Source organism: Microbacterium sp. Yaish 1, assembly GCF_002245215.1.
Classification (GTDB): Bacteria; Actinomycetota; Actinomycetes; order Actinomycetales; family Microbacteriaceae; genus Microbacterium.
This window is the reverse complement of the sequence record NZ_NPMR01000001.1, coordinates 230,869-257,618: the sequence shown is the minus strand read 5'-3', so window position 1 is coordinate 257,618 and position 26,750 is coordinate 230,869. Positions and strand designations below refer to the sequence as shown.

The 26,750-nt window shown below is 68.6% G+C and carries 33 protein-coding genes; 31 read left to right on the top strand and 2 right to left on the bottom strand.

What is annotated here, in order from left to right:
* The first annotated feature begins 357 nt into the window (after positions 1–357).
* The 28 genes from CI089_RS01330 to CI089_RS01200 all read left to right on the top strand — a co-directional run bounded on the left by CI089_RS01330 (position 358) and on the right by CI089_RS01200 (position 24,621).
* Positions 358–666, top strand: a complete 309-nt coding sequence (locus CI089_RS01330) for an HNH endonuclease (RefSeq protein ID WP_143738837.1) — start codon at positions 358–360, stop codon at positions 664–666.
* A gap of 184 nt (positions 667–850) precedes the next feature.
* Positions 851–1,981, top strand: coding sequence for a helix-turn-helix domain-containing protein (locus CI089_RS01325; RefSeq protein WP_094259921.1), 1,131 nt, complete (start codon positions 851–853; stop codon positions 1,979–1,981).
* Positions 1,982–1,998: 17 nt separating this feature from the next.
* Complete coding sequence (locus tag CI089_RS01320; protein ID WP_094259920.1) at positions 1,999–2,547, top strand: hypothetical protein; 549 nt, start codon at positions 1,999–2,001, stop codon at positions 2,545–2,547.
* 168 nt (positions 2,548–2,715) lie between these two features.
* Positions 2,716–3,027 (top strand): hypothetical protein, encoded by a 312-nt coding sequence (locus CI089_RS01315; RefSeq protein WP_143738836.1) that lies wholly within the window; start codon positions 2,716–2,718, stop codon positions 3,025–3,027.
* The gene (locus CI089_RS01310) at positions 2,990–3,613 is read left to right on the top strand and encodes a P27 family phage terminase small subunit (RefSeq protein ID WP_143738835.1); all 624 of its coding nucleotides are present in this window, start codon (positions 2,990–2,992) and stop codon (positions 3,611–3,613) included. Before CI089_RS01315 ends, CI089_RS01310 begins: the two co-directional genes overlap by 38 nt.
* Positions 3,555–5,438, top strand: a complete 1,884-nt coding sequence (locus CI089_RS01305) for a terminase large subunit domain-containing protein (protein WP_094259917.1) — start codon at positions 3,555–3,557, stop codon at positions 5,436–5,438. The genes CI089_RS01310 and CI089_RS01305 overlap by 59 nt, the downstream gene beginning before the upstream one ends.
* Positions 5,439–5,451: 13 nt before the next feature.
* Complete coding sequence (locus CI089_RS01300) at positions 5,452–6,963, top strand: phage portal protein family protein (protein ID WP_179223193.1); 1,512 nt, start codon at positions 5,452–5,454, stop codon at positions 6,961–6,963.
* Positions 6,960–8,240 (top strand): head maturation protease, ClpP-related, encoded by a 1,281-nt coding sequence (locus CI089_RS01295; RefSeq protein WP_094259916.1) that lies wholly within the window; start codon positions 6,960–6,962, stop codon positions 8,238–8,240. Before CI089_RS01300 ends, CI089_RS01295 begins: the two co-directional genes overlap by 4 nt.
* Before the next feature lie 2 nt (positions 8,241–8,242).
* A complete protein-coding gene (locus tag CI089_RS01290) occupies positions 8,243–8,611 on the top strand; it encodes a capsid cement protein (protein ID WP_094259915.1) in 369 nt (122 codons plus the stop codon).
* A gap of 13 nt (positions 8,612–8,624) precedes the next feature.
* Positions 8,625–9,542 (top strand): hypothetical protein, encoded by a 918-nt coding sequence (locus tag CI089_RS01285; RefSeq protein ID WP_094259914.1) that lies wholly within the window; start codon positions 8,625–8,627, stop codon positions 9,540–9,542.
* A 1-nt stretch (position 9,543) separates the two neighbouring features.
* Entirely contained in the window at positions 9,544–9,888 is a 345-nt protein-coding gene (locus CI089_RS01280; protein WP_094259913.1) for a hypothetical protein, read from the top strand.
* Positions 9,889–9,906: 18 nt separating this feature from the next.
* Positions 9,907–10,269, top strand: coding sequence for a hypothetical protein (locus tag CI089_RS01275; protein WP_143738834.1), 363 nt, complete (start codon positions 9,907–9,909; stop codon positions 10,267–10,269).
* Complete coding sequence (locus tag CI089_RS01270; protein WP_143738833.1) at positions 10,266–10,592, top strand: hypothetical protein; 327 nt, start codon at positions 10,266–10,268, stop codon at positions 10,590–10,592. Before CI089_RS01275 ends, CI089_RS01270 begins: the two co-directional genes overlap by 4 nt.
* Positions 10,593–10,601: 9 nt before the next feature.
* Entirely contained in the window at positions 10,602–10,922 is a 321-nt protein-coding gene (locus CI089_RS01265; RefSeq protein ID WP_094259910.1) for a hypothetical protein, read from the top strand.
* A complete protein-coding gene (locus tag CI089_RS01260; protein WP_094259909.1) occupies positions 10,915–11,343 on the top strand; it encodes a minor capsid protein in 429 nt (142 codons plus the stop codon). The genes CI089_RS01265 and CI089_RS01260 overlap by 8 nt, the downstream gene beginning before the upstream one ends.
* The gene (locus tag CI089_RS01255) at positions 11,328–12,089 is read left to right on the top strand and encodes a phage tail tube protein (RefSeq protein WP_094259908.1); all 762 of its coding nucleotides are present in this window, start codon (positions 11,328–11,330) and stop codon (positions 12,087–12,089) included. Before CI089_RS01260 ends, CI089_RS01255 begins: the two co-directional genes overlap by 16 nt.
* Positions 12,086–12,496 carry a DUF7426 family protein gene (locus CI089_RS01250; RefSeq protein ID WP_094259907.1) on the top strand — a complete coding sequence of 137 codons (411 nt, stop codon included), beginning with the start codon at positions 12,086–12,088 and terminating at the stop codon, positions 12,494–12,496. Before CI089_RS01255 ends, CI089_RS01250 begins: the two co-directional genes overlap by 4 nt.
* Positions 12,497–12,570: 74 nt before the next feature.
* Positions 12,571–12,816 carry a hypothetical protein gene (locus CI089_RS01245; protein ID WP_094259906.1) on the top strand — a complete coding sequence of 82 codons (246 nt, stop codon included), beginning with the start codon at positions 12,571–12,573 and terminating at the stop codon, positions 12,814–12,816.
* 3 nt (positions 12,817–12,819) lie between these two features.
* Positions 12,820–15,657: a phage tail tape measure protein gene (locus CI089_RS01240; RefSeq protein ID WP_094259905.1), complete on the top strand. Its 2,838-nt coding sequence runs from the start codon at positions 12,820–12,822 to the stop codon at positions 15,655–15,657.
* Entirely contained in the window at positions 15,654–16,445 is a 792-nt protein-coding gene (locus tag CI089_RS01235) for a hypothetical protein (RefSeq protein ID WP_094259904.1), read from the top strand. The genes CI089_RS01240 and CI089_RS01235 overlap by 4 nt, the downstream gene beginning before the upstream one ends.
* Positions 16,446–16,455: 10 nt before the next feature.
* A complete protein-coding gene (locus CI089_RS01230) occupies positions 16,456–19,956 on the top strand; it encodes a hypothetical protein (protein ID WP_094259903.1) in 3,501 nt (1,166 codons plus the stop codon).
* Complete coding sequence (locus CI089_RS01225) at positions 19,956–21,857, top strand: DUF859 family phage minor structural protein (protein ID WP_094259902.1); 1,902 nt, start codon at positions 19,956–19,958, stop codon at positions 21,855–21,857. Before CI089_RS01230 ends, CI089_RS01225 begins: the two co-directional genes overlap by 1 nt.
* 7 nt (positions 21,858–21,864) lie before the next feature.
* Positions 21,865–22,104 carry a hypothetical protein gene (locus CI089_RS01220; protein WP_094259901.1) on the top strand — a complete coding sequence of 80 codons (240 nt, stop codon included), beginning with the start codon at positions 21,865–21,867 and terminating at the stop codon, positions 22,102–22,104.
* The gene (locus tag CI089_RS16330) at positions 22,104–22,439 is read left to right on the top strand and encodes a hypothetical protein (protein ID WP_179223192.1); all 336 of its coding nucleotides are present in this window, start codon (positions 22,104–22,106) and stop codon (positions 22,437–22,439) included. The genes CI089_RS01220 and CI089_RS16330 overlap by 1 nt, the downstream gene beginning before the upstream one ends.
* A 1-nt stretch (position 22,440) precedes the next feature.
* A complete protein-coding gene (locus CI089_RS01215; RefSeq protein ID WP_179223191.1) occupies positions 22,441–23,349 on the top strand; it encodes a M23 family metallopeptidase in 909 nt (302 codons plus the stop codon).
* A complete protein-coding gene (locus tag CI089_RS01210; protein ID WP_094259899.1) occupies positions 23,349–23,714 on the top strand; it encodes a hypothetical protein in 366 nt (121 codons plus the stop codon). The genes CI089_RS01215 and CI089_RS01210 overlap by 1 nt, the downstream gene beginning before the upstream one ends.
* Positions 23,711–24,322, top strand: coding sequence for a hypothetical protein (locus CI089_RS01205; RefSeq protein WP_218823004.1), 612 nt, complete (start codon positions 23,711–23,713; stop codon positions 24,320–24,322). Before CI089_RS01210 ends, CI089_RS01205 begins: the two co-directional genes overlap by 4 nt.
* A gap of 11 nt (positions 24,323–24,333) precedes the next feature.
* Positions 24,334–24,621, top strand: a complete 288-nt coding sequence (locus CI089_RS01200; protein ID WP_094259898.1) for a hypothetical protein — start codon at positions 24,334–24,336, stop codon at positions 24,619–24,621.
* Between the two features lie 74 nt (positions 24,622–24,695).
* Here CI089_RS01200 and CI089_RS01195 read toward each other — a convergent pair whose 3' ends face one another.
* Both CI089_RS01195 and CI089_RS01190 read right to left on the bottom strand, forming a co-directional pair.
* Complete coding sequence (locus CI089_RS01195) at positions 24,696–24,995, bottom strand: hypothetical protein (RefSeq protein ID WP_094259897.1); 300 nt, start codon at positions 24,993–24,995, stop codon at positions 24,696–24,698.
* A 46-nt stretch (positions 24,996–25,041) separates the two neighbouring features.
* Entirely contained in the window at positions 25,042–25,332 is a 291-nt protein-coding gene (locus CI089_RS01190; RefSeq protein ID WP_094259896.1) for a hypothetical protein, read from the bottom strand.
* Positions 25,333–25,392: 60 nt separating this feature from the next.
* Between CI089_RS01190 and CI089_RS16325 the strand changes: the two genes are divergently transcribed.
* The 3 genes from CI089_RS16325 to CI089_RS01180 are packed head-to-tail and all read left to right on the top strand — an operon-like array spanning position 25,393 to position 26,462.
* Positions 25,393–25,566 carry a hypothetical protein gene (locus CI089_RS16325; protein WP_179223190.1) on the top strand — a complete coding sequence of 58 codons (174 nt, stop codon included), beginning with the start codon at positions 25,393–25,395 and terminating at the stop codon, positions 25,564–25,566.
* The gene (locus tag CI089_RS01185) at positions 25,508–26,218 is read left to right on the top strand and encodes a hypothetical protein (RefSeq protein ID WP_143738832.1); all 711 of its coding nucleotides are present in this window, start codon (positions 25,508–25,510) and stop codon (positions 26,216–26,218) included. The genes CI089_RS16325 and CI089_RS01185 overlap by 59 nt, the downstream gene beginning before the upstream one ends.
* A gap of 40 nt (positions 26,219–26,258) precedes the next feature.
* Positions 26,259–26,462, top strand: a complete 204-nt coding sequence (locus CI089_RS01180) for a DUF3263 domain-containing protein (protein WP_094259894.1) — start codon at positions 26,259–26,261, stop codon at positions 26,460–26,462.
* The last annotated feature ends 288 nt before the right edge of the window (positions 26,463–26,750 follow it).

Below are 26,750 nucleotides of genomic sequence, written 5' to 3'. Positions count from 1 at the left end.
ACTATGACCGAAGCCCTGTCCACATGGATGGGGCTTCCGTCGTTCTCGGGGGGCGCGTGGTGTGAGTGGGTTCCGCCGCGCCGCCCCCGACATACTTCGCCCCGCCAGCCACACGCTCACACATCACAGCAGAGCGACACCAGGCGCCATGACCACGCAGGCAGGCCGTTCGTTGCCATTGAATGCCGCGGGCCGGGCCCTCGTCCCAGTCGCAACCATGCGCACTGAGCGGTGATGGGCGGCGGGGCGCAGACTCCTCGCAGCTCGACCGGTCGACGTCGACCTCGGGTAGCGCGAGTGAACGGGTGAGCCGGTCCACCTCGCAAGGTATCCGGCTCACCCCGCTCGGGAGGTTCGATGACAACCGAAGGCATGAGCATCCCGAAGTGGGGTGGCCGTCGAGCGGTCGAAGCTCTCAACCGTGTGAAGGCCGAAGGGCGGCGACACCGCTCGCCCTGCTGCATCTGCGGACAGCGCATCAACTACGACCTCCCCTCGACCGACGCGAACGGCTGCACCGTGCAGCACAAGAAGTCGCGCAAGCTCTTCCCCGCGCTGACGTGGGACCCATCGAACTGGGCGCCGGCTCACAAGTCGTGCAACGAGTCCGAGGGCTCGGGGGAGTCCGGCGAGGACGCCGGCGTCTCATCGTTCGGACTCAGCTGACAGGGCCCAGTCGTCAAAAAATCCAGCATGGCGCGGAGGGCGGAAAGCGCCTGGGTGGGCTTCCTCTCCCCCCGGACGCCGACCCCCCACCCCTTCCAGGTGATGCATGGCGGTGAAAACGGACCCGGCGCGCCCATCAGCTGGCTTGCGGTTTCGATAATCGCAACCGTGCTAGATTCGCCTCATGGACGAACCCGTTATCGGGCGGATCCGACAGATCATCGAAGAGTCCGGTGAGACGCAGCAGAAGGTTGCCGAGAAGATCGGAATCGATGCGAGCAAGCTCACGAAGTCGCTGTCGGGTACTCGCCGTTTCACCTCGCTGGAGCTTGCGCTGCTCGCTCAGCTTGGCCGACGCACCGTCGACTGGGTGTTGACTGGCCGTCCCTCGCGTTCATGGTCGTTCGCGCATCGGCTGTCGGCGGTGGCGCCCGAGGTGGCGAACAAGGCGGGCGAGGGGGCGGTCCGGGCTATCGCCGAGTTCCACGAGAACCTGGACGCGCTCGGCTTTCTCCCGGAACGGCGCGCAGACCGGCCGACCCTGGCGCACCCGCAGTCTTATGTGCGCAGCGGGAACGAGCTCGCGAAGTGGGCGCTGCGCCACATGCCGCGCCCCATGGTTGGGACTTCGAACGCGACTCTTATCGCGGACATTGAGGACACCTTCGGAATCGACGTTGTGACGACGGAGCTGCCCGACGGTTGCGACGGGATGTCCTACGCGGACGGCGACTTGAGGCTGATCGTTCTCGCATCCACTGACGGAGCGGCTCGCCAGCGTTACACGCTCGCTCACGAGCTCGGTCATATCCTCGCTGGTGACGCTGAAGAATCGGTCATCCGTGAGAACCTCGGGCAGGGCGAGCGTAATCTCGCCGAGCGTCGGGCCGATGTCTTTGCCGCATCCTTCCTCGCGCCGGCTGAGGAGGTGACGACCGCTCTGGCGAAGCAAGAGGCGAACGCTCAGGAGACGCTGGCCTTCGAACTCGGCGTCTCGCCCGTGTCCCTCTCTTGGCGCCTCAAGAATCTGGGTTTCGTTACCGAGTCGGAACGCCGACAGCTGGCTTCGCTTTCTAGCCGTGATGTGGCTCGCCTGCTCGACAGGTCAGCTGAGCAGCTTGAGCGTGATCGCCTCAGCCAGCAGGAGCGGCCTCCGATGCGGCTGCTGCGGGGGCAACTGAACGCCTTCCATGCAGGGCAGGCAACCTTGCACCCAGTCGCTGCCCTCCTGAATCTCGACCTCGATACCACGTACCGGATATTTGCGAGTACGCCCTCTGAGAGCCCAGCAGGAAACCCGGAGAGCTCGGACTAGCGGCCGGGAAGTCAGTCGTGCAACATTTCTTCTTCCCGGACAACACCGTCTTCGTCAACTTCGCGTGGGTTGACCGGCTCGATCTGCTCCAGAGTTATCTGGCGGGTCGCGGGAGAATCACGGAGGCGGTGAAGTTCGAGGTCGAACGGTCTAAGTCGCATGTCGCGAACCTTCACAAGCTCGACGTGTCGGCATGGTTCGACGACGTCATCGAGTTCGATGACACGAAAGATGTTGACGGGATCGACTTCATCCGACGTCGACGCTTCGGTGGTAGCGAGTTGGAGCCCCTGAAGCACCTCGGCGAGAGTCAGACCATCTGGGCGCTTACGACGATTCCTGCGTATGCGTCCTCCTGCATCGTCACGGATGATGAGGCGGCCTACAACCTTGCGAAGGGCCAGGACTGCCGCGTCGCACACACGATCGACGTGCTTCGACATCTGGTTGCGTACGGAGAGATCAACGCTCAGGAAGCGTTCGAGATCTACGTCGCTATGACGAATGCTGGCCCCGACGGGCGTTCTTTTCTCGAGAACCCGACGTCGGCTCGGGACTTCATGTAGCGCGGTCTCTTGCTTTCCAGCAGCCGACGAAGGATGCAGGGAGACGAGATGCATGACCGTGAGCATCTGCGGCTGTTGCGGGCTGAGGGGCTATCAATCAGGGGCATCAGCCGCGGTCTAGCCCTGTCCCGGAACACAGTGAGACGCGCTCTCGACCCGGATGCGGCGTTGCAGTATTCGAGGCCGTCGCTGACGGAGAAGTACACCGAGGCCGTCCGCGAGATGCTCGCCGACTACCCTCGCGTCACCGTCAACCAGGTCGCCGAGCTCGTCGAGTGGCCCGGTTCCCGACGCACCCTCTCCGACCTCGTCGCCACCCTCCGCCCCGCAGCGCTCGAACGTGAGCGCGAAGACCTCAACCGCCCGAGCCTGGGCACCGTCGCGACCGGACGCATCGTCTACGGCCCGCTGACGCTCGGGCGCATGACCGTGGGGAGCATCCATGCCGGCCCCGAAGAAACTCGACTGGACACCGCCTGACCGTCTCAGCGACGAAGAGCGCGACGTGTGGGTCGATGTCGTCGACCGCGGCCGCATGCACCCCACCGTCGTCCCCGAGATGCTCGAGACGTACTGCTCGCTCGTGGCGCGCTCGCGCGCCGCGGCCGAGAAGGTCGCCGGCGAAGGTCTCGTCGTCGACGGCGGCGACAAGCGCGGCGCCGTCGTGCATCCCGCGCTCGCCGCCGAGCGTGAGCTCGCGGAGCAGATTCGCAAGTGGGCGCCCCTGTTCAACCGTCCCGCCGCCATGAAGCGCAAGAGCGGCCCGATGTACGACGCGACGCGTCGGTCCATCACCGCGGCGCAGCTCGACGCCAAGCCTGAGTTCGAGGGCATTCGCGAGGCGGCGATGACGTACGCGTGGCTGATCGACGAGGCGCAGCGTGAAGGGCTCGAGGCGCTGCAGAAGGCGACGTACAACCTGATCCCGTCGTACGTGAAGGCGTGCGCGGAGCTGCAGATCACGCCTGCCTCGGTGCCGGCGCAGGTCGCCGGAAAGGTGCGCAACGGTGGCAAGGTCGGCAAGTTCCAGCAGAGCGCGCAGCAGCGCCGCCTCGAAGCGGTCTAGCAGGCCGCTACCGAAGCGCTGGCCTGTCCCGCTCGGTTGCGGGCAGGCGTACGTCGACAAGGTCCACGAGCGCGACCTCGCGACCCCCGAGACCGCGCACCTGTTCGGCTCGGCCGAGCCGCGCATCAGCACACCGCCGCTGCGAGAGCTGACTCCGGAGACCTCCCTCGGGTTCGAGGTCATCGACTTTGCCGACGAGGTCCTCGAGGTCACCCTGCTGCCCTGGCAGCGTGCCGCGCTGATCCGCATGCTCGAGCTCAACGAAGACGGGTCGCTGCGGTTCCGCACCGTGCTCGTCCTCGTCGCCCGCCAGAACGGCAAGTCCACCCTCGCGCAGGTCCTCACGATCTGGCTGCTGTTCGTATGGGGCTGGCCCCTCATCCTCGGCACCGCGCAGGACCTCGACGTCGCCGAGTCGCTGTGGGAAGAGGTCGTCGACCTCGTCGAGCAGAACGACGAGCTCGTCGGTCTCCGCGAGAGCGTCACGAAGGTCAACGGCAAGAAGAGCCTCAACCTCACCACCGGCGCGAAGTACAAAGTCAAGGCCGCCAACCGGCGCGCCGGCCGTGGCCTGTCGGGCAACCTCGTCCTCCTCGACGAGATCCGCGAGCACCAGACGTGGGACGCGTGGGGCGCCATCACCAAGACCACGATGGCGCGCGCTGAGGCCCTCATCCTCGCCCTCTCCAACGCCGGCGACGTCACCAGCCGCGTCCTGCGCTACCTGCGGCTCATGGCCCACCGAGCGTGCGGCGACCCCGACGGCATCGCCGCGGTCGAAGACGCCGCCGGCCCCGGCGAGGACGACCTCGAAGAGCTCACCAACATCGACGACGACCTCGTCATCGGTGACCTCGACGACTACGAAGACGAAGAGGACGACCTCGACGTCGACGACCTCGAGCAGGACGAAGCCACCCTCTGCATCCTCGAATGGTCCGCCCCTCCCGGATGCGACAAGCGCGACCGCACCGGCTGGTCGTGGGCGAACCCGTCCCGCGGCTACACGATCACCACCAAGACGATCGCCTCGGCCTGCAACACCGACCCCGAGTGGGTGTTCCGCACCGAGGTGCTCTGCCAGTGGAACGACGGCGCCACCTCGGGCCCGTTCGCCCCCGGCGCGTGGGAAGCCTGCAAGGTCCCGACCATCGCCGGCGAGGACGGCAAGAAGCGCCTCGCCCGCCCGCAGGCTGACCGCATCGTCGGGCCCGTCGTCGCCGCGATCGCACAGCAGACCGGACGATCTAAGACCTACGTCGCGCTCGCCGGGTACCGCCCCGACGGGAAACCGCAGGTCGAGATCGTCACCGGCCGATACGGCGACGAGTGGGTCGCGGAGCTCCTCACCAGCGAAGAGCTCGACGGCCGGGTCCGGTTCGTCACCGGCCAATCATCCGGCTCACCGGAGATGACCCGGCTCAAGAAGCTCAAGGCCGACACGAAGTTCCGCATCCCCGTCGTCGACCTCGCCGGCTCCGAGCTCCTCGACGCCTACGCCGAGGCCGACGACGCTATCCGGGAGAAGCGGGTCTGGCACACCCCCTGGGCATCGCTCGACCTCGCCGCGGCCACCGCCGAGTGGAAGGTCCTCGCCGGCGGCGCCCGCGTGCTGAACCCGAAGGAATCGCCGGCCGACATCACCGCGCTGCGCGCGTGGATCGCCGCCCTGTGGCTCCTCACGCACCAGCCGAAAGCACCACCCCCACCACCACCCGAACCGATGACTCTCGACGACGCCGACCAGCTCGGCGCCGGCGACGACGAATTCGACACGAACGACTACGAAGACCTTTCCGGCGACCTCGCCGACATGGGCTTCTGAGGAAGGAGCGCACATGGCTCTCGACGACTTCCTCGGCCGCATCCCCCTCGCCCGTCTCTTCGGCCGCGACCAGGCGCCCAAGGCGCTCGCCGAGGGTGCTCGGGTGCCGACGACGGAGGACGGCTACGCGGTGGGACCGGCTCAGTCGTTCTGGGACGTCCCGGACGATGAGAAGGTCCCCGAGCTGCAGTGGCCGCGCAACATCGAGGTCTACGACCAGATGCGTCGCACGGACGCTCAGGTCATCTCGGTGCTGCGTGCGGTGCAGTTGCCGATCCGCCGCACCACGTGGCGGATCGACCCGGCATCCGCCGCGCCCGAGGTCGTCGAGTTCGTGGCAGCGAACCTCGGGCTCCCGGTGCTGGGTCAGGACGCTGTTCCACGGCCCCGAACGGGTGACCGGTTCTCGTGGCCGGAACACCTGCAGCTCGCCCTCACCTGCCTGCCGTTCGGGCATTCGGTGTTCGAGCAGCAGTACCGCATCGAGCGTGACGAGAACGGGGTCCTGCGCGCCTATCTCCGCAAGCTGGCGTGGCGACCCCCGCGGACGATCTCGCGCGTCGACGTGGCGCCTGACGGTGGTCTCGTCGCGATCGAGCAGGGCACTGCCGGCACCGACAAGCACCGCATGGAGGTCAACCGCCTCGTCGTCTACGTCAACGAGCGCGAGGGCGGCAACTGGCTCGGCCAGTCCCTTCTCCGTCCGGCCTACAAGTTTTGGCTGCTCAAGGACCGGCTCCTGAAGATCCAGGCGCAGACCATCGACCGCAACGGCATGGGCGTCCCCGTCGTGAAGGCGCCGAAGCTGCCCGAGAGCATCTTCGATCCCGCCGAGTACGTGAAGCGTCAGGATGCGGAGATCAAGCGTGGGCTCAAGATCGCGCAAATGTTCCGCTCGGGACGCCAGGCCGGCGCGTCGATCGCGAACGACGGCGACATCAAGCTGCTCGGCGTCGAGGGCACGCTCCCCGATGCCATGAACCCGATCCGCTACTACGACGAGCAGATGGGTCGTGCGGTCCTCGCGAACTTCCTCAACCTCGGCGGCGACAACTCCAAGGGGTCGTACGCGCTGGGGGAGACGTTCGCGGACTTCTTCACCCTGTCGCTGCAGACGATCGCGCTGTCGATCGCGGACACCGCGACCAAGCACATCGTCGAGGACCTCGTCGACCACAACTTCGGCGTCGGCACCCCGGCGCCGCGGATCACGTTCGACGAGATCGGCTCGCAGCAGCGCATCACCGCGCAAGCCCTCAAGGAGCTCGTCGAATCCGGCGTCATCACGCCGGACGAGGACCTCGAGCGATTCGCTCGGCAGACGTACAACCTGCCCGAGATCGACGCTGCGACTGCCCGCACCGGCACCGGCGCGGAGAAGGCGCGAGAGATCGCGGAGCTGCTGCAGAAGATCTACCTCGCCGTCGGCGTCGTCATCACCGAGGAAGAGGCGCGCGTGATCGCGCGCCAAGCCGGCGCTGACCTCGCAGCTGGCCCCATCAGACCGACCGAGGAGGCGGCATGACCGACAAGCACAAGAAGCAGGAGCGCCGCTACTGGGGATCGATCGAGCCCCCCAAGGCGAAGGCTGACTTCTTCAGCGCCGTCACCGCGCCGACAGCGGACGGCGACGCCACCGTCGCCACGATCCGCATGTACGGCCCCATCGATTCGTGGGGCGGATGGTGGGGGATCTCCACCGAGGACGTCGGCCGCGTGCTCGACGCGCTGCCCGACACCGTCGAGCAGATCGTCCTCCGCATCAACTCGCCCGGCGGCGAGGTGTGGGAGGCGATGGCCATCCTCAACATGCTCGCCGCGCACCACGCGCAGGTCATCGCCGTCGTCGACGGCATCGCCGCCTCTGCCGCGTCGTTCATCGCCGCGAGCTGCGACGAGACGGTGATGAGCCGCGGCAGTCAGATGATGATCCACTCGCCGTGGTCGTTCGCCATCGGCAACGCCGCGGACATGCGCAAGCAGGCCGCGTTCCTCGACACCCTCGAGCGCTCGATGATCGAGGTCTACGCCGAGAAGGCCGGCGAGAGGGACTGGGCGACCCTACTCGCCGAAGAGACCTGGCTCACCGCCAGCGACACCGTCGAGCTCGGCCTCGCTGACCGCGTCGACGTCGTCCCCGATGCTGGCACGGCCACCACCGTCGGCACCGACGACGACGTCCTCGTCATCCTCTCCGGCACCGACGAGGACATCGACGACGACGACGAGGCTTCGGCCCGAGCCGCCCGCATCCACGCAGCAGCCGCGTCCGCGCGCGCCGCAGCACCCCGACCCCCGGACTCGACCGAGCCGGGTACCACCGCCAACAAGGAGGAGCTCCCCATGAGCGACAAGTTCCTGGCAGACGTTCGCGACCGGCTCGGCATCACCGACGCCAACGCCACGGAAGAGACGGTCCTGGCCGCCTTCGACCAGCGCATCGCGGCGCCCGCCCCCACCCCCACCGCAGCCCTGCCCGAAGGTGTCGTCGCCGTCGAAGCGACCCAGCTCGAGCAGATGCGCGCCGACGCCCAGGCCGGCCGCGAAGCCCGCGACGCGCAGCTCGCCGCCGCCCGTGCTGCGACAGTCGACGCCGCCGTCGCCGACGGCCGCATCTCCCCGGCGCGCCGCGACCACTGGGTCGCCGCGCTCGCCGCAGACCCCGGCTCCGCCGAGATCCTCGCCGGTCTCGAGAAGGGCCTCATCCCCGTCGACCTGGTCGGTGTCACCGGCGGCGTCGACGAGGCATCCGACGAGGACGCCACGTTCTCGAAGCTGTTCCCGACCGAGAAGGGGGCCTGATCATGGCCACGCCCAAGAACTACCTTCCGCTGTACCGCCCCGGCCAGGTCGTCACCTTCGGTGTCACCACGGCCGTCACCGCCGGCCAGCCGGTCGAGGTCGGCACCACCGACTTCTCCGTCGCACCCGCGGCTGCGGCATCGGCGAAGTACGTCGGCATCGCCGGCCACGACGCCGCCCCCGGCGACAAGCTGGCCGTCGAGGTCAACAAGGTCATCCACGAGCTCAAAGCTGTCGGTGCTGTCACCCGTGGACAGCAGCTCGAGGCCGCCGGCGCCGGAGGCGTGCGCACGCTCGCCGCCGGTAAGGCTCTCTTCCTCGCCCTCGCCTCCGCGGCCGACGGCGCCCCCGTCCCCGTCATCCAGCTCTGAGAGGCAGTACGAGATGAACCTGTACCCCTACACGCCGTCGCAGATCGACGGCTCCACCGCCCAGGACTGGCTCGCCTTCCTGAAGTCCCCGACGATGGTCGCCCGCCGGTTCGCGGAGATCATCAATGCGCAGCAGTTCATCGGGAACTACCTGCTCTCGGGCCGGTACACGATGACCGGCGGCATGATCGCCGTCCCCGCGAACGAGAAGATCCGCACCGACCGCAAGGCCGGCACGGTCGCGCCCGGTGCCGAGTACAAGCTCACGACGCTCAGCGCCGAGGAGTACGAGATCTACAACTCGATGATCGAGGGCCTCGCCACCGAGGTCACCGACGCCGAGGTCACGCGCAGCCGCCGGCAGCCGATCGACGACGCGTTCACGTTCCTGCAGACCGAGCTCGTCTTCGACGCGAACGAGATCGCCCTCGGCGTGATCGAGTCCTCGGTCACGCGCACCTTCGCGTCGAAGGCCGCGTGGACCAACGGCAAGGAGATTCTCCGTGCCGCGTACACCGCGAAGGCGCTGACGCGGAAGCTGAAGCTCGGCTACTCGATCGACACCGCGGTGATCCCCGGCGAGCAGTACGCCGACATCATGCCGGAGCTGCTGGACATCCTGCCGAAGGATGACCGCATGGCGCTCGGGGACACGTTCCCCACCATCGGCGGCATCACCTGGGTGCCCGAGGACGGCGACGACCTCAGCGACCCGATGTTCATCGACCGGCGCCGCTTCGGCGGTATCGCTCGCGAGGAGATCGCCTCGCCGGAGTACCGCCAGGTCGGCGGCGACACCGGCGTGGAGATCGCATCGGTGCGCAACATCGCCCTCGGCGACAAGACGCGCCTGCAGGCGCGGAACGTCCACGTGCCCGTCATCACCAACCCGCTCGCCGCGGTCTACGTCACCGGAACGGAGGCGCCCTGAGATGAGTGCCCACATCGCCAAAGCGCGCGTCGTCAAGGTCGCCGTCGGTTCGGAACGCGGCAACCGGGTCGCGCGCATCCTGTTCGCCGGCGACATCGTCCCCGACGGCGTCTCCGACGATCAGATCGCACGCCTCCTCGAGCGCGGCCTCATCGAGAAGGTCGCCGAGGAGTCCACGGAGGTCGAGCTGCCCGAGGGCGCCCCGACTGAGCGGTGGACGGCTCCGCAGCTCAAGAAGTACGCGGAGACCCACGGCGTTGACATCGGCGCCGCGAAGAACAAGCCGGACGTGCTGGCGATCGTCGCCGAGCACGCCGCCAAGCAGTCGGCACCCGCCGGCGACTGATCGAGACAGGGGGCGATGATGGCCATCACCAAGGAAGACCTCGGAGTGTCGGATGACGATCTCCGGCGCCGCATCATGGTGACCGCACGCCGCATCGCCCCCTGCATCGACACCTTCCCCGAAGGGTCGGAGGACAAGGCCAACGCGGTCGCGATCCTCAAGGGTGTCGTCGCCGAGCTCCCCGAAGCCGGATCCCGTCGTGTGCGGTCTCTGGGCCGCAACGGCACCACGATGTCTTTCGATCTCGAGGCGGCCTTCACGGCGGATATCCGCGCCGACCTCGAGTCCCTGTGCGCCGCCGCGCCCCGCGGGCTCCCTGAGGGCAGCTTCCCCGTTGACACACTCTTCGAGCGTCTGTGGCCGTCGGAGCGGTACACGTGAGTTGGCCGCGGTCGTTCTTCTTCCCGCATCGAGTGCGGGTGCGCGATGCCTCAGGTGGCGGCGGTATGGGAAACGGCTATGGCAGTTCCCGCGAGCTAGCCGCGGAGGTGAAAGACGAGCAGCGTCTCATCCGCACCGCTGACGGCTCGGAAGCCGTGTCGTCATCGACGGTCACGGTTCCGCTTGAGTCTGCCGTCTCGCCCGGCGCGCTTGTGACGGTGTGGGCCGGGACCTCGGCCGAGCGCGAGTCCTCGGTCATCGCAGTGGCGCGCGAGGAGAATCCGCCGCCCCTGCCGTCACATCTCATTCTCTCGCTGAAGTAGGAGGCCGCCGTGAAGGACTACACCCCGATCTTGGGACCCATCGAGAAGGCCGCGCAGGACGGGCTCCGCAACGGCATGAAGGAGATGCTCGCCGTCGCGCGCAAGCTTGCGCCCGTCGACGACCGTGTTCTGGTGCGCTCCGGCGCGGTGAGGATCGATGACCTCACCGGGCAGGTTTCGTTCTCTGCCCGTCACGCACGCTTCCAGCACGAGAACCTCGACTACGAGCATGCGGGCGGCGGTCAGGCGAAATTCCTGGAGGCGGCGGCGGATCAGGTGCGGGTCGAGGACTACATCGCCGCTGAGATCGCGAGGGCACTCGGTGGATGATTCCCAGCTCACCGTCGCGCTCGCGGAGATCCTCGGGGCGATTGAGGGTTGGGAGTGGCGCGTCGGCGGCCCGAAGTATGACGGCCAGTTGGTCGCGATCTACTACGGCCCCATCGACGATTCACCGGATCGCGCAGTCGGCGTGCGTGTCTACGCCGGCGACGACGACGCGCAGTCCTACCTCTCGACACGTCGTGCGCAGCTCCGGTTCCGCGGCAAGAAGAACCGCCGTGACGGCGCCGACGTGCTGGCCGGCGAGGCTTTCGCAGCGCTCCACGGACTCTCCCGGGTGGGAGGGATCAGCGGCATCCGCCGCATCTCCATGTCCCCACTTGGGGCAGACGACAACAACCGCGACCAGCGGACAGACAACTACGAGATCACTCTCGACAACACGGAGGCATCATGGGCAATCGAGTAACCCTTCCCGCGGGCACCACGCTCGGCAAGGCGTTCGAGTACGGGCTGGACGTCAACCTCGGCACGCGCGCCGCGCCGAACTACCAGTCGATCCGACGCATGAGCGCCTACGCGCCTGCGTTCCCGCCGAGCACGGCGGACGTCGCCAGCTACGACAACCAGGGAGACCCGGACGAGGACGTCGACGGCCGCGGGTTCAACGCGTCGTTCACCGTCCAGGGCAACCGATCGGTCGCGACCGGTCTCTACCTCCCCGAGCTCGAGGCGCTTCTCGCAGCGTCGCGGTCGAAGGGTGAGGCAGCCGTCTTGGACGTGCGGTTCTATCACAAGCCCGCGGTCGGCACCCCGCACCCCACCGACGCAGGTCGCGCCGACGTCACCGTGGAGATCACGCGAAGCAACACGGGCAACACCGGCATCGAGACGTTCGCGGTGACCATCACCGGCAAGGGCGGCTTCGAGCCCATCGCGAACCCGTGGACCGGATGGGCGACGAACCCCGCGCCGAAGGTGACCTCGGTCACGCCGGCGGGGCGCGCTGCGGGCCAGCAGGTGACGATCACCGGATCCGGCTTCCTCGGTGCGACCGACGTGAAGTTCGGGACGGTGTCCGCTTCTGCACTCACGGTCGTCAACGACAGCACGATCATCGCTGTCGTGCCCGCCGGAAGCGCAGGCACCGTCAACGTGACGGTCGTCACGCCCGCCGGGACGTCGCCGGCCGTGCCCTACGTCCGCGGCGCGTGAGCGCGCTCGACTTCGAAGCGTGGGCCATCCCGGACCTCCTCCTCTCGTGGAAGGGCAAGGAGTACCGGGTGCCGCCGCCGACGGTCGAGCGCGCGAAGCAGGTTCTCGCTGCTGCCGTGCGCGGCGAGGTCAACCTGGGACTCGTGCCGGGGCCCGTTCCGGAGCAGATCGCTGCTGTTCTCGCCGAGATCGGGGACTCACACCCCGGTCTCGGCGAGGCTGCCTACTCGCAGATGGTGGCGGACGACGTGCCGTCGTACGTGATCGACCGGTACTCCTACCACGCTGTCTTCCACTGGGCCCGCGGGGCTGACTATGCCGCCTTCATCTCGACCCTGCTGTGGGCTCCGCGGGAGCCCGCCGAGGGCGCCGCAGATGGCGGTGAGGGTGCAGCCCCAAAAGGCTAGAGACGGCTGAAGACTGGGCTCCCTATGGCATCGGCGAGCCCGACGAGGAGGGCTGGTACCAGGACTACCGTCCAGTGCCAGCCCACCTCAAGCCTGCGGCCGTCACCGGCTCAAGTCCTGCGGGCGCGGCGCAAGTCGACGGATCGCTGCTCGCACTCGTGACGAACTGGCGCCTCGTCGTCGCGGACATGGCGAAGGAGTACGGGGTCGACCTATTCGACCCGATCGTGCTCGCTCGCCCGTGGCCGGGCGTTCGCACGATGATCTTCTCGCTTCTCGACAGCCCGACGCGGCTGCGTGAGGCGCTCACCAGGAGGTGACCCATGGCAGCTCTCCGGACAGCCGAGATCGAAGCTCTCGTCACCGTCAACACCGACGACGTCGACCGGGCTGACAAGAAGATCAAGGCCACCGGGGAACGCATCGAGAAGAACCCCTTCAAGGTCGACGGTGACGGCAAGGGCGCGGTCGCGGCGATGGACCGCGTCGAGAAGCAGGCCAAGAAGCTCGTTTCGGAGCGCGCCGTCGTCAAGCTGGACGCCGACATCGACCGCGCCGAGAAGAACCTTCAGCGCGCGCAGGACCGCCTCGAGGACCTGCACGTGCGCGCCGAGGGCGGGCTCGATGTGACGGCCGACGTCAAGCGCGCCGAGGCGAACATCCAGAAGCTTGAGCGGAGCCTCGATGGGCTCCGGAAGGCTCGCAACATCGTTGATGTCGATGTAGACCCGGAGCCGGCCGAGTCGGGCCTGAAGCGCTTCCTGTCTCTGTTCAAGCGGCAGACGGAGTCCGCTGGAGACGAAGGCGGAAAGTCGCTCACGCAGGGCCTCGATTCCGCGACGCGTGGCGCCGGGGAGAAGGTCGGCCGGATCATCGGCGGCGATATCGAGGACACGCTGGTGTCGGCGCTGGCTGCGATTCCCGTCGCGGGTGGCCTTGTCCTGGCGGGCGTCGCCGTGGGCAAGGGGATCATCGGCGCGATCCAGGACGGGCTCGCCGTCGAGAAGCGGACCGACCGGCTGGAGGCCCTGACAGGCATCGACCCGGCCACCGCCAGCCGGTTCGCCCGCGCGGCTGGCGAGGCGTACTCGAGCGTTTTCGGTGAGTCCATCGAGGCGAACATGAACACCGCTCGGATCGCTACCCAGTTCCGGATCCTCGACCCGTCGGCGACGGCGAGGGATGCCCAGCTGGTCATCCAGAACCTCGCGGGGATCGCGGATGTGCTCGGCGAAGACGTGCAGCCCGTCGCGACGACTGTCACCACGCTGCTGCGAACAGGCCTCGCGCGAAGCTCCAAGGAAGCCTTCGACATCCTCGCGGCGGGCGCCCGCAACGGGCTCGACCGCGGACAGGACCTGCTCGACACGCTCACTGAGTACCCCGTCGTCCTCAAGAAGCTCGGGCTCGACGGTCCACAGTCGATCGGGCTCCTGAATCAGGCGCTGAACGCCGGCGCCCGCAACAGCGACGTGGCGGCAGACGCGCTCAAGGAGTTCCAGATCCGCGCCACGGATGCATCGGAAGCAAGCGCCACGGGATTCGAACGGCTCGGCCTCAACGCCGAGCAGATGACCGCCAAGATCGCGGCGGGCGGCGACGGCGCGCGCGAGGGCCTCCAGCAGGTTCTCGACAAGCTGCGCGAAATGGAAGATCCGGTCGAGCGGAACGCCGCCGCCGTAGAGCTCTTCGGCACCAAGGCAGAGGATCTCGGCGACGCCCTGTTCGCGATGGACCTTTCGTCGGCGGTCGATCAGCTCGGCCAGGTCGAAGGCGCCGCGCAACGGATGTTCGACACAATCGCGAGCAACGACGCGACGAAGATCGAGGAGGCTGGCCGCGCGATCGAGGTCGCGGCCGACGGGATCAAGGGAGCGCTGGCCGCTGCATTCGCGGAGCCCCTCGCCGACGGCGCGGATTGGATCGCGAGCAATCGTGGTTCCGTGCTCCAGTTCTTCCGCGACCTGGTCAACGGCGCTCTGGACTTCGGCATCGCCGCGAACACCGCGGTCGGCGACTTCGTGTCAGGTCCACTGGAGCAGATGGTGGAGGGGCTGAAGAACGCCCGCCGGATCATCGCTCCGTTCGCAGACACCAGCGACATCGACGAACTTCAGGACTCGATGCGGGCATTCGGCGACAGCACGGATGCGGGCAACGAGAAGCTCGAAGAGATGCGTAGCCGGTTCAACGACTTCATCAATCCGCAGATCGCACTCGGCAACCTCAACGATCGCGCTCGTGACTTCGCGGCCGCGCTGGACGGGGTGACGGCGGCTCAGGACGGAAGCGCTGAGGCTGCAGCCGCTCTCCGTGACCAGACGTCAGCGGCTGTGGATGCGCTGTTCGCGCAGCAGTCGGCTGCCGCGGCTGCGGGCGAGGAGCAGGGCGCGCTAACCGACCGGTGGCGCAACGGGGCCGGTGCCCTTGCTGAGCAGCTTCGGGCGATGGGTCTGACGGAGGTGGAGGCGTGGGAGCTGATCGCGGCGTACGCGGGCATCCCGGAGTCGGAGATCACGGAGATCACGTCGAACGCGCCGGACGAGCAGTCGAAGGTGCAGGCGTTGGTGGATCGGGTCAACTCGATCCCGAATGGCAGCACGCACATCTCCGCAAACACCGGTGCAGCGCTGGGCAGTATCGGGGCGGTCGTCAACGAGCTCAGCAAGGTGAAGGACAAGACCGTCACCGTGTCAGCGATCTCGAAGGTCGGGAACTTCGTCGGTCAGCTGCAGTCGATCTACGGCAAGCCGATGGCGCGGGGCGGTGTGCTCGAGTTCATGGCGCAGGGCGGCGTCCGCGGCGGTGGGCTCAAGCCGATGGAGCCGCTCGCGCAGATGGTGCCTCCGAGCACGTGGCGTGTCGTCGGCGATCGGAGCGACGTGCCCGAGTTGTTCGCTCCGCTGGACGGGTCGGCGCGTTCCTGGGCGCTGCTGCTCGAGGGGTTCCGGCGGATGCCGGGTTCCCCGCCGCAGATGATGGCGCAGGGGGGCATCACCGGGGGATCGGTCGGCGGGCTCGACGCTCGCGCGTTCGCGGCCGAGCTCGGTCGCATCCTCGCCGAGCAGCCGCGGTTCCACATCACCGAGGTGAACCCCATTCACACCGACCCGGTCGCTGACCGGTTCACGGAACAGAAAGAACGAGAGGCGGAGCTGTGACGTATCGACTCAACGGGATCTCGCTTGAGGACGCGCGATTCGGTTGGGTCGTGCGGTCGCGGTCCAAACCGCTCGCGGATCTGTCGAACGTCTTGTCGTCCCTGCGCCGGCCAGGGCGCCACGGTGCGGTCTCGCCGGCGCCGGGCGTCCTGGACGTGCCGACGACGATGCTCGTCATCGAGACCCCGCGTGCCCACCTTCGCACGCTCGAGGCACTCGTGCGGGCCGGGGGCGTCCTGGACTCCACGTACGAGCCGGGGGAGAGCGTGGTCGAGTTCGTCTCGTGCTCGCCAAGCGGGCGCGGCGGCGCGGACAGCGTCGTCGACCTCAGCGTCGTGTTCCGAGTCCCCGCGGCGTCAGCGCGAGGCCCGCTCGTCACCACGACGGCCGCCGCCTTGTCGGCTGCCTCCGTCGCCGTGGGCGGTCTGCTCTCCGGGCTCTCACTCGAGGTGCAGGACGCGATCGTGCGCGTCAAGGGCGCGGTCACCGGCCTGCAGGTCACCGACAGCTCCGGCGCGTGGTTCACCTACACCGGACCCGTCACCGCATCGCAATGGCTCCGGTTCGAGAGCGCGACCGGCCGCGCGTTCCTCACCACCACCGACACATGGACCGGCGGCACGGAAGTATCCGGCGCCGCGGACTTCGGCGGTCCCCGGGGCGCTTTCGAGATCGCGCCTGCGTGGTCGAACAGCCCGGCCGAGCGTGCCGGCGTCCTCACCGTCGCCACCGCCAGTCGCAGTAGCGCATCCGTCCAGGTGCGCGGACGGGCGGCGTACCTGATCTAAGGAGTTCCTCGTGCTCGACATCCGCCTCCGCCTCGCGAACGACGACGGCACCCCGGGGCGGGTGCTCGACACGTCGGAGATCGCGTGGACGGGGTACTCCGCTCAGTCGGTGAAGTTCACCGTCTCCGAGAAGACCTCCGAGAAGCTCGACGCGCCGTTCCTCGTGATCGTCGAGTACACGACGTCGGCGACTGGCCGGTGGAAGCGTGTCCCGCGTAACGACCTGTTCATCGTCGACGAGGACTCGGGCGACAGCGTCGACACCGACGGCGTGGTGAAGTTCACCGGCGCCTCGATGGTGCCGTGGCTCGCCGCGCGCTACCCGCTCTGGTGGCGCGATGGTGATTCAGTCGACGACCTCGAGCGCCGATACACCGACCGCACGCCTGGTTTCGTGCTGCGTGACCTGATCCAGGTCGCGCAGGCGGCTTCGGGGTGGGGCAGCCGCATCACGCTCGGCTTCACTGACTCGACCGACTCTGCGGGGCAGCCGTGGAACCAGCGGGTTTCGATGGCGTGGCCGCTGTTCACGACGCCGCTCAGCCGCGTGATGCAGACCCTCGCTGAGCAGGGCTACATGGAGTGGTGGTCCGAGGGCTACCAGCTCCGCGCCGCCAATCCCGGCACCGGCACCGATCGTTCGGACACCGTCACTCTCGGCGGCCCGGGGTTCTCTCGGGCGCCGGCGTCGCGGAAGTTCGACCCGGCGACGGCGATCGTCGTGCAGTACGAGCTCGGCTGGACCCACTTCAACAATACCGGCGCCGAAGGCCGGTTCGGGAACCTGTTCAAGGTCATGACGCAGCCGGGCGCGAAGACCCGCGACGTCGCCGAGAAGAACGTCCAGCCCGCTCTCGCGGAGTCCCGTGCGATGCAGGAAGAGCTGTCCTACGAGTGGGAGCTCTCCGGCGACGGCGTGCCCGTGCCGTGGGAGTCGTTCCAGGTCGGCGACGTCGTCACCGCCCGCACGCGCCGCGGCAAGAAGGTGCTGCGCGTCATCGGGCTGGACGTGTCGAAGGACTCCAAGGGGCTCGTGAAGGCGACCGCGGTCGTCGGGTCGAAGCTCCTCAGCCTGCAGGCCAAGCTCGCGAAGCGCTCGGCCGCCGCGTCGGTCGGCCAGATCATCGGCGGATCCGGCGTCGCACTGCCTCCCGCAGCGGCGCCGGCAAAGACCGCCCCGCTGCCGCCTGCCGCGGTCCGTGTCGCGAGCAACGTCGGGTCGTGGGGTGAGGACGGCTCCGAGCGGTCCACGGTCACGATCGCATGGGATGCCGTCGCGCAGGCGGTCGACGGGCTCGCCGTCGACATCGACACCTACGAGGTGTGGTCACGGCCGGTCAACGAGCCGATGTCGCTCCTGACCCGTACGACCGCGATGTCGACGACCGTCGAGACGTGGACGCCGGGGGAGGACCGGCTCGTCGCGGTGCGGGCGCGCTCCCGCGCCGGGGTGTGGTCGCAGCTGTCCCCGGAGATCGGGGTCACGCCCGCCCGGCCCGTGTCGATCGTCCCGAAGGCGCCGACCGGCCTCGCCGTCGCATCCAACACGGGCGCGTTCGCATCCGATGGGACCGCGACGGCAACCGTCCGGCTCACGTGGGACGCGGTCACGCAGGCCACCGACGGCGGCCTGGTGCAGGTCGCGGCGTACGAGGTGCTCGCTCAGGACGGGCAGGCATGGACGCCGCTGCTCGAGACGGCTACCCGTGAGGTCACGATCACCGTGCCCACGGGCAAGGCTCGCGGCTTCCGTGTGCGTGCCCGCACAGCTCTCGGCGTGTGGGGCGACCCATCGGCGACGACGACGGTCACCGGTGCGGCACCTGCTCAGGTGACTACCGCAACGTCGGCGCCGGATCTCACGACGGGTCTCGGCCTGGTGTTGATCGGGTGGGACGGCAAGCTCTCAACCGGGGCGGCAGTGCCGTCGTCGTTCCAGCTGCTCTACGCCGAGACGGCACCCGCTTCGACGGGGCCGTGGACGCGTGTCGGTGTGCCCGCTCGCTCGGCCGGTCAGGTCGCGACGGTGCGCGGCACGGCCGGGTCGGAGACGTTCGCGCGGCTCGTCTGGGTCGATACTCTCGGGCGCACCTCGACGGCGTCCGCGGCCTCGTCGATCGTCGTTCAGGCGATCGCGTCGGGCGACCTCGACAAGGCCGTGACGGACGCGCTGTCGAAGGCATCGAAAGATGCCACGGACGCGAAGGCCGCCGCGGCGACGGCAGACGGCAGGCTCACGGTGTCGGATGCGGCTCCGGTCGCAGCCGACGCTCAGGGGAAGCCGGCGGGCGCGGTCTGGTTCCGACGCGACTCCTCGAACCGTTTCATCGGTGCGTGGGAGCTCGTCGCGTTCGGGTGGGTCGCGCGCACATTCGAGAACGCGATGATCGCGACGCTCGACGCGGCGAAGATCAACACCGGTTTTCTCGACGTCGCCAACCGGGTTCGCGCGAACGCGATCAGCGTCCGGCAGCTCCTCGTGGGCGACTTCACCAACCTCGTCGAAGACCCGTACTTCGATCTGGGCGGCACGGTCGCCTGGCAGGGCAGCGGCGGCACGTTCGTCGCCGACGCATACGAGGGGCACGCGACCTCGCTGCGGATCGTGAGCTCCGGTGAGCGCACGCAGCCGGGCATCCCCGTCAAGGCGGGGGACCGCTTCACGTTCTCCTGCGTCTACAAGGCGTCGGGGTGGCCCTCGGGCGGTGCCGGCGGGCTCCGCCTGCAGCAGTCGAAGGACGGCGGCGCCACGTGGAGCGATCTCGCATCGACCACGTTCGGTAACGCCACGGCGTGGACCCCGAGCACGGTCGAAGCAACGATCCCCACCGGCGTGACCCACATCCGCGCGCGGATCGCGTTCGCGGCGTCGGGCGCGACGATCACGGTGAACGGCTTCTCGCTGCGGCGCATGAACGGCGGCGAGCTCGTCATCGACGGCTCGCTCTCGACGCGCAAGCTCAACGTCTCGGAGATCTGGGGCAATGAGGCGTGGCTGAACGTGCTGCGCGCGGGACTCATCGAAACCTCGATGCTGTCGGCGGGATTCGGGCAGAACCTCGACATCACCGCCAACAGTGCGATCACGCTCATCGCCGGGCAGACCTCGGCGCAGGCCGCCGAACTCTCCGACCAGAGGACAGCGCTGAGCGGCGTCGCCGACCAGGTCGCCAACCTCGGCGGGCAGGTCGGTGAGGTCCGTTCCGCTGCGGATGCCGCGGGAGTGGCCGCCACCGCCGCGGCCGAGGCAGCACGGGCCGCGCAGGAGAAAGCGGACGGCCTCGGGGCGTACGTGCGGATCCTGCCGACGGGGCTCGAGATCGGGGCGCCGGGCGCGGCCACATCGGTCATGATCACGCCCTCGAACATGACGTTCAACGTGAACGGCGTGCCGGGGGCCTATCTCGACGCGGGGCAGTTCATCGCCCCGCGGTTCGTGGGTGAGGAGGTCGACTTGGCGAATCTGAAGATCAAGCGGCAGGGCAACCGCACCGTGTTCAAGGCGATCTGATGGCGAGCAATGCATTCTCCCGCCGCGGGAACGTTCGCCTCGAGGTCAACATCGGCCAGTGGGGCCAGAACGTCGCGGCGAACCAGTCGACCGTCGGCGGTGAGGTGTGGCTGGTCAACACCAGCGGGTACACGTACTTCGGCACAGGCGCCAACGGGGTGTCGTGGAAGGTCAGCGCGGGCGGTCAGGAACAGTCGGGCCGCAGCGACTACAACCTCGGCCCGAACGGGCGCCTGCGCCTGTGGCAGGGATCTTTCACGATCAACCACAACCCGGACGGCACGATGTCGATCGGGTACAGCGCGGACGGCTCGTCGAGCGACCTCGGGACCGCGTGGGCGGGCGACAGCCTCCGCCTCGACGACATCCCGCGGGTGTCGGGTGTCACGATCCTGCCGTCGCTTCACGACGTGCGCCCGGATCAGGTCACCACCCTGGTGATGAACCGGGCATCGGACACGTTCCAGCACGACATCTACATGGACTGGGCGGGCCAGCGCGTCGGCCTGCAAGGTGCGGTCGGGGCGCAGTGGGAGTGGCGGCCGGCGTGGTCAATGCTCGACGCGCTCCCGAACGACACCACCGCCGTGAGCACCCTCACCGTGTTCACGCTGGACGCAAACCGGAAGCTGATCGGGTCGGTTCAGCAGAACTTCCGGCTGAACGTCCCGGCATCCGTCGTCCCGACCGTCGGCGACATCACGGTGCAGGACGCCAACCCGACGGTGGTCGCGGCGATCGGCGCCTTCGTACAGGGCGAGTCTCTGCTGCGCGCGACCGTCGCGGGTCAGGGTGTCTACAGCTCGACGATCAAGGCGAGCCAGTTCAGCGTCGACGGGAACACGGCAGCATCCGGCGGGACGGTCCCGCTTCCGACGGCCGGCGATCGTGCGCTCGGCGCGGCCGTCACCGACTCCCGCGGCCGCGTGGGCACGAAGTCCGCGACGATCAAGGTGCTGCCCTACGCGCCCCCGCAGGTGCAGGCAGCCATCCGGCGGGCGACGTCGATCGGCACGCCGGACGAGGACGAGGGCACGTTCCTGCGTGTCGATCTGGTGGCCGCGGCGCAGTCGCTCAAGCCGGCCGACGTCGAGAAGAACAGTCTCACCATCCGGGCATGGACCCGGGAGCGCGGTGCGGCCGCGTGGACGGAGCGCAACGTCGTCACCCCGGGCGGTCTGACGTACAGCACGTACTTCCTCGTCTCCGGTGGCGGCGTCTTCGAGATCACGAAGAGCTACGACGTCCGCATCAGCGTGGCCGACAAGCTCCGCACGGTGACGTGGGAGACGACCGTCTCGACGGCCGACATCCTCATGGACGTCACACCCGACGGCGTCGGCATTCAGAAGTACCGCAACCGCGGTGCTCTCGACGTCGGCGGCGACGGCTACTTCGACGGCGACCTGTTCTCGGGCATCGGCGGCACAGTCATCGCACCGATCGGGTCGACCTGGATCTGGCCTGGGAAGGTGCTGCCCGGGCCCGGTTGGGCGTGGGCGGACGGGGCCGCGATCTCGCGCACACAGTACGCCGCGCTGTTCGCGCTCATCGGTACCGACTACGGGGCCGGAAACGGGTCGACGACGTTCAACCTGCCGAACTCCAACGGACGGGTGGTCGTCGGGTTCGACGCGGGACAGACCGAGTTCAACACGGTCGGCAAGACCGGCGGCGCGAAGACCGTCACCCTCACCCAGGCGCAGATGCCCGCGCACACCCACGGGCAGGTCGTCACCGCCAACAGCGGCGGCACCGGTATCCGGCAGGACTACGACCTGGACGCCAACGGTCTGCAGGCGTACCCGCAGGGCGTGAACACGCTGTCGGCTGGTGGCGGTCAGGCCCACGAGAACATGCCGCCGTACGTCGTGCAGCGGTACATCATCCGAATCGCATAGGAGCACCATGAGCGACCCCATCATCCGAGCAATGCTCGAGGAACAGGCCGCGTCGCTGCGAGCGTCGGCGGCGCAGTTCGACATGAACCGTGCCGCCGCGCTCGCCTCGGCGCAGGATCTCGCGGTACAGGCCGGCGGCGCCCGCGCTCAGGCGGAGAAGATCGAGGCATCCCTCGCCGCCTACGACCAGGCGTTCCCGCCGCCGCCTGCCGACGAGGCGGACGCCGAGCCGGGCGGGGCCGAGTGATGCGCCGGCTGACGATCGCTCACGAGCCGGCGCCGACGGACCCGGGCGCGTTCCTGGACCCGTCCGGTGCTGGCTACCGGATCAGCGGCGACGGCACCGGCCTCGACCAGATCGCCACGTACGCGCGCGAGGTCGCGGCGGAGACCGGCGACCCGGTCGTGTTCTTCGAGATCTTCTGGCCGTGGGAGACCGAACAGACGCAGTCGTGGGATGCCGTGCGCGTGGACACGACGAAGATCGACGCCGCCGACCCGGCGGACTGGTGGATCGAGACGCTCCCGCCCTACGCGGCCCTCTCGGACGAGCAGCGCGAGGCGCTGGGAATCGAGGTCTGACATGCCCACCCCACCCTCCACCGGCGCCGTCACGTCCCCGTACGGTCCCCGCACCCTGAACGTCCCCGGCGTCGGCCCGTTCCACTACGGCGAGGACCGCGGCGGACAAGGGAACGTCGCGCCCGAAGACGGGGTGATCGCGTTCGCGGTGTACTCCGGTGTGTTCGGGAACATCATCGGCGTCCGCGCCGGCGACGTCGTGTGGAACATCGCCCACCACGCGCACCTCAACGGGCGCCGACCCGGCCAGCGGGTCGCCGAGGGCGAGTACCTGGCACCGCTCGGATCGACGGGCCTGGCGACCGGCCCGCACTCCCACACCGAGCGGCGGGTCGGGGGCCGCGACGCGATCCAGTCCGGTACCCACACCGACCCCGCACGGCACTACTCAAGCCCGGCGCCCGCCGGCGGGAAGGGCACACCGCTGCCCGCCCCGACACCCGCAACCGAGTCCGAGGAGGACGACATGCCCATCAACATCCGTCGCGAGTCCACGTGGGTGTCGTACACCCTCATCCCCGGCTACGGCATCACCGCGCACGCGAACGAGCACGGCTTCCGCCTCACCACCTACGCCAACACCGGACGGTGGCCGGGAACGGATCTGAGCTCGGAGCAGCGCATGGCCGTCGGCGAGCGAAACCTCAACGACGACAACCTCCGGTGGCTGCTCAACATGCACGACCTCGTCTGGGTCGCCGAAGACCTCAACAACCGGCTGCCCAAGCCCGGCGAGTTCCGCTACTGCGAGAAGCTGCAGAAGATCCACGACGCCGCCGGCACAGCCAAGGCGACCGTGGACGCGAGCGCGGTCTCGAAGCAACTCGCCGACGTGCTCGCACCGCTGCTGACGAAGGGCTCGTCGGCCTCGCAGGTCGCGGACGAGCTCGCGCGCCGACTGCAGAGCTGATGGGGGAGGAGCTTCCCCCGTCGCTGTTCAACATCCTGCGGGGGGACCTTCGAGATACCCGGTCGGAGATCAACTCGCGCCTGGACGGGCTGGCTGCGCAGATGGTCACCCAGGCGATGCTCGCGCAGGTGCAGCAGAACCAGAAGGAGCGCGACGACCGGCAGGATGCGCGTCTCCGGGAGCTCGAGTCGAAGGAAGACGAGCGCAACCGTGAGGTGCGCCAACTCGCCGAAGACCAGCGCAAGAGCCGAGCACAGCAGATGTTCTCGATCGCCCTGGCGGTCTTCGGCGCCGTGCTCTCAGTGATCGGAGGTGTCGTCGTATGGACGGTCACATCGGGGCTTCAACAGGTGGTCGGCCGATGAGCGGCATCTCGACGCGGGCGTGGATCGCCGCGTACAAGGTGCTGGGCGCCGTCATCGTGATGCTCGTGCTCGGCGCGATCGTCGCCGTCTCCTGGAACAACGCGCAGCTGCGCGCCGAGAACCAGGAGATGTACGCCGACCTGCAGGCGTCGCAGGCGAACGCGCAGGAGCTCTACGAGCAGCTGCTCACGCTCCCCGGCGTCGAGCCCGACGGCGAAGACCCCGCCGAAGTCGCCCCCGTCACGGGTGAGCCGGGAGCCACCGGCGCTCGAGGACCGGCCGGGCCGCGCGGCGCGAACGGTGACGACGGCGAGCCCGGCGTCGCGGGACCGCCTGGCCCGCAGGGGCCGCCGGGCGCCGTCGGCGAAGACGGCTCGAACGGAGCGCCGGGCGCCGACGGCGTGCCCGGTCCCGCTGGCCCCCAGGGCGAGCCCGGCCCGCCCGGCGCCCAAGGTGCACCCGGCGAGACCGGTTCGCCTGGCCCCGCCGGGCCGGCCTGCCCCGACGGGTACACCGCCCGGGAGTTCGCGGTGCAGGTCATCGATCCCGACACCGGACTCCCCACCACCCAACCGGCCGTGCTGTGCGCGGCCAACCCCACGACCTGAGGAGGTCACCCATGTCCGACAAGCTCATCCCCGTAGACGCGCAGATCGCCGCCAAGCGCGGCTTCCTGCGAACCACCGCACAGGCATACGGCACCGCGCTCGCCGGCGGCATCACCACGGTCGGCGTCACCGCGGCCGTGACGGGCGAAGTGCCCCTCGTGGTCACCGCGATCACCCTCGGCGTGGCCCTCGTCTCGCCGCTCCTCGCCGGTGGCGCGTCGTACTTCTCGATCCTGTCCCGCGGCATCCCCGCGGACTACGAACAGGTCGTCGTCGAAGGACACCCCGTCGCGCCCTGATCGCGTCTTGCACCACCCACGCCCCCGGCGTCCCTCACCTTCGGTGGGCGGACGCCGGGGGCGTTTCGTCGTTTCTACGAGGTCAGGAACACGACGCCGAGCAGCACCGCGACGCCGGACGCCAACGTCCCGGCCCACGCAGCCCAGGCGTGCCGCCGACCCGTCGCGATACCGAGCACCGACAGCACCAGCGCGACCACGGCGAGGGCGAGGGCGAACGACGCGTACATCGCGATCGTCGTCAGCGTCAGCGTCAGCGCCCCGGCGCCGACGGCACATGCTACGAGATTGAACGAGTCCGGCGGCTTCGCGGTCACGAGCGCTTCAGTGCCCGTGGCGGTGATGATGGGGCCGGTCGTGACGTCGTCGTGCATGGCTTCACGATAGCCCGTGACCGTTCGGCACTCGGGTGCAGCACGGTTATCGGATCGGCGCCCCGTGCCGGGGAATGCCGCGTCTACGCCGGCCTTCCTCAGCCCAGGGCTCGGCGCCCGGGACGCCGCGCAGGGCAGTCGCGAGGGTGTGGGTTTCGGGGGAGTCGAAGTAGCCGGCCCAGATCCCGGCCGCCCGAGCGAGCACCTCACGCCGGCCGCGCGCCGCCGCGGTGAGCTCAGCGATGACCGGTGCGGCGTCGCGCGTGTACTGGTTGCGTGCGCAGATCGCCGAGAGTTCGACGTCGAGCTGCGTGTCGGGTTCGAGCGGTGATCGCATGGCCGGGGTTCCTTCCTCCGGCCGAGAGGATGCCATCGTACGCCGACATAGGCTGTCCGCATGGACGAGCCCGACGACTTCGACATCGGCTCGGAGCCTCGCTGCGAGGTCTGCGGCACCCTGATGCGTACCGTCGACGGCGGCTACCAGTGCGGCGGATGCGGGTGGGAGATCGATGTTCCGTGGATCGAGCATCCCGGTACCGGAGACACACCTGGCATCCACGGGGGGTGAGCAGGTGGCTAGGCTCTCGCCTGTGAAGAGAGTCTGGGGTGCGGCCGTCGCCGCTGCGGTGCTGGTTCTGTGTGGCTGCGGCGCGCAAGTCGACGCGAGCGAGCCAACTACGACGTCGCCGGCTGCTACACCTGTCGTGGAGCGGAGTGCGCTCGAGGTACTCCAGGAGTCGTATGTGGCGGCCGGAGGTGCGTGCGCGACCATCACGCCACGCGAGACGGTGGTCGCCGAGGAAGCGGGAGACTGCGACGGTGGCGCGCTGCTGACGACATACCGGTCGGAGTCCCAACGCGACATCGCGATCGACACCCTAGAAGCCCTGCAGGACACGAACCCCAGACCCCATGTGATCGCGGTCGGCCCCGACTGGATTGTCAACGGCCCCGACGCCGAATCTCGGGCTGCGGCGATGGGCGGCGACGCAGTGCAGATCGGGGAGCCCGCTCCCGACGAGCCAGGTTTCGATCTGACGACGGATGCCGGTCTCTGCGCAGCTGACGCCGAGATGACGAACCGGGAGCTCAACGATGCGCTCGCTCCGGTCCTCGGGTACCCGGCTGATCGTGACGCTCGGACGATCGACCAGGAAGAGATGATCCGCGGGTACAAGAACGCCGCTTTCGAGCGCGCCTGCCCTGCGCGCGCGGGCTGAACCACGGACCCATGTCGGTGGCCAGGCGGAGAATCAACCCATGCCCACCACTGCTGAACTGCTCGACTTCGAAGCCGCTCATCCGACGTGGACCGGCAAGAAGGAAGAACTCTGCATCTCGGAGCTCGGCCTCCGGCCGGCCCGGTACTACGTGCTGCTGCATCGGGCCGCGCAGACGCGTGAGGCGCTCGAGCACGACCCAATCACGACGCACCGGATACTCCGCCGGCTGGCGGCAGCCTAAATACGAAGAAACCCCCTTCACCGTTCCCGGGGGAGGGGGTCATTCGTCGTCGCACGTCTGCGACGGAAGTCATCGCGGCTCTTGCCCAGAGCTGGGGATCCGTATTGCCGTTGGCGGGGTCATCGTCGACCCCTCAGCATCTTCTCTCATCAGGTCGCATTCCAGTCATCCCCTCTCCGGCCTGAGTGGTGTTCATATAGAGAACGTAACGCCTATATGGGTACATGCGCAACTCCTCGCGAACGCGTGTCGTCGGTGAGCGTCACGCGTGCCCACTTGCCCACAATT